Annotated in this window: 6 protein-coding genes; 2 read left to right on the top strand and 4 right to left on the bottom strand. The window is 55.9% G+C overall.

From position 1 onward, the window contains the following. From Q0510_RS24720 to Q0510_RS24705, 4 genes are all read right to left on the bottom strand, one after another. Positions 1-360, bottom strand: a 360-nt coding sequence (locus tag Q0510_RS24720; protein WP_298717995.1) for an HAD family hydrolase, incomplete at its 3' end; no start/stop codon positions are given. After that, positions 357-1,088, bottom strand: coding sequence for an SDR family oxidoreductase (locus Q0510_RS24715; protein WP_298717993.1), 732 nt, complete (start codon positions 1,086-1,088; stop codon positions 357-359). The genes Q0510_RS24720 and Q0510_RS24715, both read right to left, overlap by 4 nt. A 37-nt stretch (positions 1,089-1,125) precedes the next feature. After that, positions 1,126-2,457: an FAD-binding oxidoreductase gene (locus tag Q0510_RS24710; protein ID WP_298717991.1), complete on the bottom strand. Its 1,332-nt coding sequence runs from the start codon at positions 2,455-2,457 to the stop codon at positions 1,126-1,128. Next, positions 2,457-3,344: a decaprenyl-phosphate phosphoribosyltransferase gene (locus Q0510_RS24705; RefSeq protein ID WP_298717988.1), complete on the bottom strand. Its 888-nt coding sequence runs from the start codon at positions 3,342-3,344 to the stop codon at positions 2,457-2,459. Before Q0510_RS24705 ends, Q0510_RS24710 begins: the two co-directional genes overlap by 1 nt. Before the next feature lie 113 nt (positions 3,345-3,457). Here Q0510_RS24705 and Q0510_RS24700 point away from each other — a divergent pair, with 113 nt between their 5' ends. Both Q0510_RS24700 and Q0510_RS24695 read left to right on the top strand, forming a co-directional pair. Further along, a complete protein-coding gene (locus Q0510_RS24700) occupies positions 3,458-5,074 on the top strand; it encodes a hypothetical protein (protein ID WP_298717985.1) in 1,617 nt (538 codons plus the stop codon). 47 nt (positions 5,075-5,121) lie between these two features. Continuing rightward, positions 5,122-5,464 (top strand): EamA family transporter (locus Q0510_RS24695; protein ID WP_298717982.1); only part of this gene is annotated, 343 nt, incomplete at its 3' end.

The following is a 5,464-nucleotide window of genomic DNA, read 5'->3' as shown; positions in this document are numbered from 1 at the left end:
GGCAAGGATCAGCAGCGCCATCAGCCAGTGCAGGCGGCGCAGAACGGGCGCATAACGCGGGCGGGCGATGGCATTCACGGCGCGGGGGCGCAGGAGGGAAGGCAGGCGCTCCCGGCAGAATGCGTCGCACCGCTCCTGGAATACCGCCAGGGACGTATTCTTGAAGTAAAACCGCAAAACGATCTCTTTCATCCGCTGGTTGCTGATCATTTTCAGTTTGAACAGGACCAGCAGGGGCGACAGCACCGCCATCCCCGCATACAACGCCGCAGCCCCCTTCTGAAACCGGATGATCTCGAAAAGGGTGTCTTTACGGGTGATGGTACCATCGAAATCGAAAAAGGCGATCGCTTGCTTCACAGTTTTTTCTTTTTGAAGATCGGTTCGGGAACGTTTTTGATGATCATCATGATATATTTCCAGAACCACTTGGTATACAACACATTCTTTTTGTTCTCCGCCGCTTTGAAGATATCGGCCGCCACCTGGTCGGGCTGCGCCGTGAGCAGCGGCGGCAGTTTCAGGTGCTGCGTCATCTGCGTGGCCACAAAGCCCGGCTCCACGGTCATCACGTGCGCGCCGCTATGCCAGAGGCGGTTGCGAAGGCCGGAAAGATACGCAGTGAATCCTGCTTTGGCGCTGCCGTAGAGATAATTGCTCATCCGGCCGCGGTCGCCGGCTACGGAACTGATGCCGATGATCGTTCCTTTGCCGCGTGTGGCCATGTCTTCGGCCACGATATTAAGGATGGAAACGGCGCCGGTGAAGTTGGTATGCAGGATGCGGGAGGCTTCTTTCCAGTCGGCCTGCCCTTTTTCCTGGCTGCCCAGGTAACCGAATACGCAGATCACGATATCGGGCGGAACGGGTAGGGATTGATAAAACGCCGCGTGGGAATCGAAGTCGAGCGCGTCGAAAGCGTGCACGGTAGCGGCGATCCGGTGGCGGATGCGCAGGTCTTGTTCCAGCGAACGCAGCTGGCCGGGGTTGCGGGCTGCCAGTTGCAGGGTGTGGCCGGCGGCTGCGTAGCGGCGGGCAAGGGCTACGGCCATGTCGGACCCGGCGCCCAAAATGAGTACGGTAGGCATATCATTCGGTCGGGCCGGCAAAGGCCCGGGGTATTTTTTAAGCGAATTGAATGTTGAGTCTGTCGGATTGCGCGGAACGGAATTTCCCGTTCGGGTTCCATTCCTTCACGATCTGGTGGAACCGCTGCGCGTTGGGATAACTGTCCCAGAACACGCGTTCCTTCATCCGCGCGTCCTTCGTCAGGTACAAACGGCCGCCGTACTGCAGCACCAGCGCATCCAGTTCGTCAAGGAAGGGGAACAGCCCCGGCCTTACCGGGAAGTCCAGCGCCAGCGTGTAACCTTCCATGGGGAAGGAAATGAGATCGTCCTGCGGCCCGAAGGTCTTCAGCACGGCCAGGAAGGAGCCCCATCCTTTTTCGCTGATCTTCTGCAGGATCGCCACCAGCCCGTCTTTCTTATCCATCGGCAATACAAACTGATATTGCACGAACCCGTCTTTCCCATACCCGCGGTTCCAGTGCAGGATCGCGTCGAGCGGGTAGAAGAAGGGCTCGTAAGGCACGGTATTTTCGATCACGCGCTTTGTATTCTTGGCGTAGTACAGCGCGTTGAAAAGTTTAACGGTGAAGTTGTTGAGCACGAACCCCGGCAGGTTGAAAGGCAGCGTCAGCTTCATTTTCTTCGGCAGCGTGAGCGGCGCCCGCGCGGCTTTGGCGGGCAGCTGTTCCGGCGTGGCGTGCTCGCCGGTGATGAGGATGCTCCGGCCGAAGGAATCGCCTTTCTGCAGGCAATCGATCCAGGCCATGGAGTATGTGCAATGTTTATGCTCTTCGAACAGCCGCAGCACTTCGTCGAGGTTTTTGGCCTTGATCTGCTTCTGCCGGATATACGCCGTTTCGATTTTCTTCAACCGGAAAGTAACGGTGGTAATCACGCCGGTGAGCCCCATCCCGCCGCAGGTGGCCCAGAACAGGTCGGGCTCCGCATCGGGCGAACAGGTGACCAGCCCCTTGCCGGTCAGCACGTTCATCGAGACGATATGATTGCTGAAGGAACCTTCGGAATGGTGGTTCTTGCCATGTACGTCGGACGCTACGGCGCCGCCGATGGTGATGAACTTGGTTCCCGGGGTAACGGGCAGGAACCAGCCGCGCGGCACGATGATGTCGAGGATCTGGTCGAGCGTGAGGCCCGACTGGCATTCGAAAATCCCCTGCTGCTCGTCGAACTGCAGGGCTTTGTCGTACCGCAGGGTGGAGATGCTGTGCTCTCCCAGCGAAGCGTCGCCGTAACAACGGCCATTGCCCCTGGCGATCACGTTATCATGGGCATCCACGTATTCCGCAAGCTGTTCCTCCATGGAGAAGGATACTTCTTCACAATCCAGTACGGGATAATTGCCCCAGTTTGCTATGTTTTTTCGCATTATTCAAAAAAACTTTTATTCGTCGGTAAATAAATGATCACATAAAAGCTTAGAATCCACAGGAGAATGGTTAATTGAATAAAGCGGTCTTTGTATAGGATTTTGGTGGGAGAACCGGTGTCGTTATCGACATAAGTTATTTGCAAATATCGCAATAATCCCGCAATAACAAAAATGCTGGTATAGTAGAGGCGGTAGGTTTTGAAGTGCTCCATCGTTTCGGGAGCCATGGTATACATGATATACGCCACGATGATGACGGCCGAAACCAGCGCCAGGGATGCGTTCAGGAAGTCGAGGTTATAGCCTTTGGAGGCTTTCCGGAGGTCTTTCCCGGACGAGAGCTTATGCAGCACATCGTCGCGCCGCTTGGCGAAGGCCATGAACACGGCAAGAAGGAACACCATGATATTCAGCCATTCCGAAATGGCCACATCGCCGGCCACGCCGCCCGCCTTTACGCGCAGCACGAAGCCGGAGGCAAGGATGAGGATGTCGAGGATGGAAATATTCTTGAGGCCGAAGGAATAGCCGAGGTTCAGCAGGAAGTAGATCCCCAGCACGAACATGAACTTGTAGCTGATGAAATACGCCAGCCCGAATCCCAGGAGCACCGCGAGCACGAAAACGGCCAGCCCCGCGGCGGGGGATACGGCGCCGGAGGCGAGTGGACGGTTCTTTTTAACCGGGTGCGCCCTGTCGGCCTCAATATCCATATAATCATTAATAACATAGATACTGCTGGCAACGAGTGAAAAACAAACGAATGCCAGGCCCAGTACTTTGAGCTTTTCCACGAGAAATATCTCACCTGCAAAAAAGGGGGGGATAAAAAGGAAGAGATTCTTGGCCCAGTGTTTCGGCCGCAGTAGTTTCAAGTATTGCACGGGGATAGACAATTAAGGCGCAAAATACAATGTTTATCAGGAATTGTGCTACCTTTGGCACCTTAAATTTGTATTACGCAAATATTACCTTTACCCAGAAATTCTTCCCCAACATGTCCAATCCCTTCCTGACCCCGCGCCGGGCAATGGTTTTAGAATGTTTACTGATCGTTGGACTGGCTTTAGTTCCGCTTTTCGCCACTTTTCCATACCGCGTCAATATTTTCCTTTCCTGGGAAGGGGCCTACCGTTTGTCGGAAGGGCAGGTGCCTTATAAAGACTTCGGGTTGCCGCTGGGGTATGGGTATTGGCTGGTTCCGGCCTTGTTTTTCAAGTTGTTCGGACCGCAGCTGATCTCGCTGGTGAAGGCGCAGATTCTCCTCAACATCGTGGGCGGGCTCAGTTTCCGGTACATTCTGCAGCAGATGCGTGTGTCCCCGGGCGTGAGGTTGCTGTCGGTACTGGTGTTCGTACTGTCTTATTCCTTCGTGAATTTCTGGCCCTGGTACAATAATACCGTGATCATTTACCAGCTGGTGGGGCTGGCGTTCCTGTTCCGCGGGCTGGGAGAGGGCCGCTGGAAATGGCCGGCGCTCTTTTTCGCAGGGGCCTTCACCTTCCTGAGCTTCTTCACGAAGCAGGACGGCGGCGGACTGGCACTGCTGCTCGCACTGGCGCTCCTGGGATATCATAGCCTCAACGCCCGCCGCTGGCAGGAGCTGGCAGGGTTTATCGGTAGCTACGTGCTGGTAGCGCTGATTTTCATTATTCCCGCCATGCCCGGCTTCGGATATTGGTTCAACCACGGGCAGCCACCACATTCCTCCCGTTTGTCGGTCATGGATTTCATCGACGTACTGCTGATAGAATCCCAATGGCTGAAATTTTACTTCGCCGTAATCGTGATCCTCCTGCTCCCCGAGCTCCGTAAACCCCGCGAACTATGGCGCAACCGCAGCCTTATGCTGTTCCTGCTGCTGACGGTGGGTATCCTCACCGAAGCCGCGCTCTTCCAGGTGACCAGCTACACGCCGCCCGATAACAACATCTTCTTCCATGGCTTCGCTGTGGCTTTTATACTGTTCCGGATATATGACCTTACAACCGTCCGCTTCGAAGACCTGAAGCCTTTTCTCGCCGCTGCGGTGGTAATCATGCTCTGGTGGTCGGCTTCCTATTACAAATACATCGCCCGCATCCTTTACCAGCTCAACCCGCCGGCTGCGGCCGTGGTGGTGCCCGGTGGGGAGAATGTCGTGAACCGGCATAACTTCATGGTGAACCTGGATACGACCGATGTGCCTACCAGCGAGTGGACGTTCTCCTCCCTCCCCGAATTCAGCAAAGTTTACATGCCGCCTTCCACCGTGGCGGGGATCGACCGCGTAATGGCCCTGCCGGAAGCGAAGAAAGGGAAAGACGCCAAAGTCCTCAACCTCACCGAGCTCACTCCGCTGGACCACGCCATCGGTTATACGCTCGAAACAGGTGCGGATATTCCCTTATGGCACCACCTGGGGGTTGGGATGTTCAACCGGCAGATGGCCGCCTACACCGAAAAAATCCGCAACAGGCATTACGACCTGGTGCTTTATGAGCACGCGCCCACACTCAACAATTTCTTTGGCTCCGCCCTCCGCGACGAATTGAAACAGCATTACCGCCAGATCGACTCGTTCCATGCGCCGCGCCGGCCCACGAACGCGTATATCGAGGTGTTTGTAAGGTGATCCGGGAAGCGTAGCTTTGCAGCCGGCACCGCCGGAAAAGACAAACCATGCAACAACAACGTTCCAGGATGATCCTGGCATTAGGGCTCGTATACGTACTCTGGGGCTCCACCTTCCTGGGTGTGAAGATCGGCACCGAAGTGCTTCCCCCGTTTTTACTTTCCATGCTCCGTTTTATCCTGGCGGGCACGCTGATGCTCGGGATCGGCTTCGCTGTGGAAAAACAGCGGCCCACCCGCCAGCAATTGAAAAACGCCTCTATCATCGGTATCCTGCTGATCGGGATCGGCAACAGCTCGGTCGCCTTTGCGCTGGTGTACATGCCTTCGGGGCTCGTGGCCCTGTTCATCGCGGCACTGCCGGCGTGGTTCATCGGGCTCGACTGGCTCT

It is taken from the genome of uncultured Chitinophaga sp., assembly GCF_937874145.1.
Taxonomy (GTDB): Bacteria; Bacteroidota; Bacteroidia; order Chitinophagales; family Chitinophagaceae; genus Chitinophaga.
Note: the sequence above shows the minus strand (reverse complement) of the source record. Positions and strands in the feature narration are given on the sequence as shown.